General features: G+C 30.0%; 5 protein-coding genes. 4 read left to right on the top strand and 1 reads right to left on the bottom strand.

The window, feature by feature from the left end:
* Positions 1–147: 147 nt before the first annotated feature.
* From B4G36_RS11015 to B4G36_RS11000, 4 genes are all read left to right on the top strand, one after another.
* Entirely contained in the window at positions 148–795 is a 648-nt protein-coding gene (locus B4G36_RS11015) for a DUF6266 family protein (RefSeq protein ID WP_291064042.1), read from the top strand.
* A gap of 109 nt (positions 796–904) precedes the next feature.
* Positions 905–1,699, top strand: coding sequence for a hypothetical protein (locus B4G36_RS11010; protein ID WP_291064040.1), 795 nt, complete (start codon positions 905–907; stop codon positions 1,697–1,699).
* Positions 1,700–1,714: 15 nt separating this feature from the next.
* Complete coding sequence (locus B4G36_RS11005; RefSeq protein WP_291064038.1) at positions 1,715–2,320, top strand: ATPase; 606 nt, start codon at positions 1,715–1,717, stop codon at positions 2,318–2,320.
* Positions 2,321–2,355: 35 nt separating this feature from the next.
* Positions 2,356–3,111 (top strand): hypothetical protein, encoded by a 756-nt coding sequence (locus B4G36_RS11000; RefSeq protein ID WP_291064036.1) that lies wholly within the window; start codon positions 2,356–2,358, stop codon positions 3,109–3,111.
* Between the two features lie 39 nt (positions 3,112–3,150).
* On the opposite strand, the gene B4G36_RS10995 is transcribed toward B4G36_RS11000, so the two are convergent.
* Positions 3,151–3,563 (bottom strand): hypothetical protein (locus B4G36_RS10995; RefSeq protein ID WP_291064034.1); only part of this gene is annotated, 413 nt, incomplete at its 5' end.

The raw sequence follows: 3,563 nt of genomic DNA, 5'->3' as shown, positions 1-3,563 counted from the left end.
TCTCACATCTAAAATCAATCATTCCCCTTCATCATCCACCAATTTTGTTCACAGCTCGTCAGGTTTCAATTACTTAAAGCTATTCAGTCTACATTCGAATTGTTGCTGAACCAAGTCAAATAAAGTTTAATTTAAAATCTATTAAAAATGGGAAAAATTACAGATTCTCTATTGTCTGGTACGCGAGGTCGTACTGGACGAATTGTTGTTTCGAATATCGAAGGGCATGAAATATCTCGTATGCGACCACGAAAATCAAATCGTATACCAACGCCAAAACAACAAGTTATAAAAGACAGATTCAATTTTGCTGTACAATTTATACAAGGGTATAAAGCATTGGCTAAAACCTATTACGGAAAAAGGTCTGGACTAAAATCACCTTACAATCAAGCGATGGCAAATTTATTACAAGCCATTTCATGTGATATGGATACGTTAACTTTTTCTATTCAGTACAACAACATTCACTTCACAAAAGGTAATTTACTTGAACCACAACCTGTAAATATTACAGCAGACGATCCACTATCGGCAACGATTACATGGACCAATAATGCAACAGAACTTGTAGATCAAAATGACACCTTAGTTATATTGTATGCAGAAGATGGTAATACAAAAGCACAATCAACGGTTGTACAAACAACCGTAAAACGCTCCGAAGAATCCTATGTACTACAATTTTTACCAAAATATCAAGGAACAGATATACATGTATGGATGAGTTTTTTATCCGTCATAAAACAAGACGCTGCACCGTCTGTTTATTTAGGTCAAATCACTGTACTTTAATTACTTCCCCTCTGCTTTTTGGAGGGGATTTTTGTTTATTTTATAATTTATTGTATATTAGAGAATTACATCTTTACTACAAGCATTTTCAATTTTAATTTTTAAGCCTATGAAAATTGAAGTATATGAAGAATATATCAAGTACCTGAACTTTTTTATTCATCGATATGGGGATGTAATCAAAAAAATTGAACCACAAGTCGAGGCAAAACAAGATATCCTAAACAAACAGTATATGCAAATGATAGAATATGCATTTGGCTTTATTCAAAAAATCAATTTGTTTGCGATTCAAGATTATCAATCACAACTGTTGTTTATTCCGCAATTAATCTTTTACTTCAATGATGTCTGCGAATGTCCATGTCCCCCAACCCTATCCATAGATTTTAATGTTGACATAAAAGCAATTTGCGAACTATTAAAAATCAATACACAAATCACTTATAATCAAAATCAATATTTTCCTTTTCTTATTGATATTTCAGGTTTATCAGACGGTTACCATCATCTTGCAGGTTTTATCCACCGACACAAACAAAATGAATTTACTTATTACTGTGTTTCGATCCAAGTCAAAAGCCAAGAATTAAAAGGCCATTGGAAAAAGTTTTATCATATTCCCATTCAAAAACTCAAATTAATTTACAAAGAATGCCTGCAAAAAAACCAAACACTTTATGCTTTTACAGCAGATACGGAATTTACTTACTATGAAATTCAAAAAGGATTCAACTACTATTTCAACTGCTCCTTTACGGAATACGAACAAAAATTAAAAATGTTGAAAGCAGCTGCGAATAATTGGATGATTAATGCTTCCCAATACACTACACATTCAAAATTTACAACTCAAAAACCATTAGACACATCCATCAACAAACGATACGACGAACCTTTATAACCAAATTGTAATGCTATGATCAATTATCAAAAACTTTTATTTCACCTGGAACAACAGGGACGTAAACATATTCACCCAAATTACACTTTTCAAAAAGAGGATTTCCCATATATTGTCCGTTTAGCTGCTTATTTCCTAAACGACGAAGAAAAATGCAAGGAGTTAGCAATAGACCTAGACAAAGGAATTTTACTAACTGGACCAATCGGAATCGGAAAAACAACTTGGTTCCGTTTAATGCAACGCATTATGGTCAAAGAACAAAAATTCTTTTACACTACATGTAGAGACGTATCATTCGAATTCATCAAAGAAGGCTACAACGCCATCGACAAATACAGCAGAGGAATCCCGTTGGATTTCCCAATGAAAAACATTTGCTTCGATGATTTAGGTACAGAAAACAACATCAAATACTTCGGCAACGAATGCAACGTCATGGCCGAGATTATTCTTTCTCGCTACGACCTATTCATGAACCTCAACATCAAAACCCACATCACAACTAATCTATCTGCTTCCGAAATCGAAAAGTATTACACCGAACGTGTACGCTCTCGCCTTCGTCAGATGATGAATGTGCTTTCTATTCCTGCAGAAAGGAAAGATAAGAGAAGTTAATTTTAATGAATATCTTTAAATAAAACTTAACACCAATGAATACTAAAGATTTACAATCGTATGTTGTTGATGCAATTAATACATTAGAGAATTTATCTCAATCTTTTATGATTATTATTAATAATCTAGAAGAAAATCAAAGAAATAGATATTTTATTAAAAATAATTTACCTATGAATATTTCTTCTTTTAAAGAGTTCAGTTTTTATGATAGTGTCATAGTTGAATATCTGTGTATTAATATTTTGAGTGTTATCGATATTAAACAATTAGAAGTAAAAAATAGTAAAATTTCTAATATAGCAGACTATGATATTTTAAAACTAGGGAAAAGAATTTATGGTTGTGAAAAGAGATTAAATATTGATAAAATAAATTTTATCGATTTTGAAAAAGAATACTCTAAAATTTGTCATGATAAACTATTTAAATTTAAAACTTATAGAGATAAACATTATTCTCATATTGATAGAAAAAGAAAAGTTGATAATGTATTTGTAGGAGATTTAGTTGATACCGTTAAAATATTTTTAAACTTATTTGATAAAATTTATTCCAAATTTAAAAATCAATCCATATTCGATCTATCCTTAGATTACAATCTTTTTGAAGTGAAATTAAAGGCATTTAAATATGATATTATAATCAAATATTTAAATGAAACCGAGAATCCAGATTTAAATAGATTAAAACTTATAGATAATAATTCAACTTTTGAAGATTCATACAAATTATTATTTATGGGTGATTTACCTATTCAATATTTAGATTTTAATAAAATAAAATTTTAAACAGAAACCTCAACTAAATTAATCAGTTGAGGTTTTTTATTAATACTCTTTCAAAGAAAGTTTAGATAACTTCTTCAATCGTTTAAAATAATCATCCCATAATTTATCCTCATCATGGTTTACAGGATTAGTCCTATCGTTATACAAGTAAACTTGATAGATTTCACCTTGTTCATTTCGTAGTATACCTCTCTCTGCATCAAATGCAATTTCTAATAAAAGTTTTTCGGATAATCCATTGTACTTTGCTCGGATAGGTAAATGATTAAATAAACCTTGTGTTACACTTTCGTGCTCTCGTATAGTAAAACCTAAGGGTTGATATTCTCTATTAAATACAGCCCATTCATTTTTGTCATTTTTAGTTAAACCATACGGTAAATTAACTTTAAAAAATTTGTCAAGCATTTTAATAAAATATTTAGTATTAACAAACCCGTTGTGCATTTTGA

Origin of the sequence: Empedobacter sp. UBA3239 (genome assembly GCF_002362875.1) — a bacterium.
Lineage (GTDB): Bacteria > Bacteroidota > Bacteroidia > Flavobacteriales > Weeksellaceae > Empedobacter > Empedobacter falsenii_B.
This window is presented reverse-complemented; position numbering and strand designations above follow the sequence as displayed.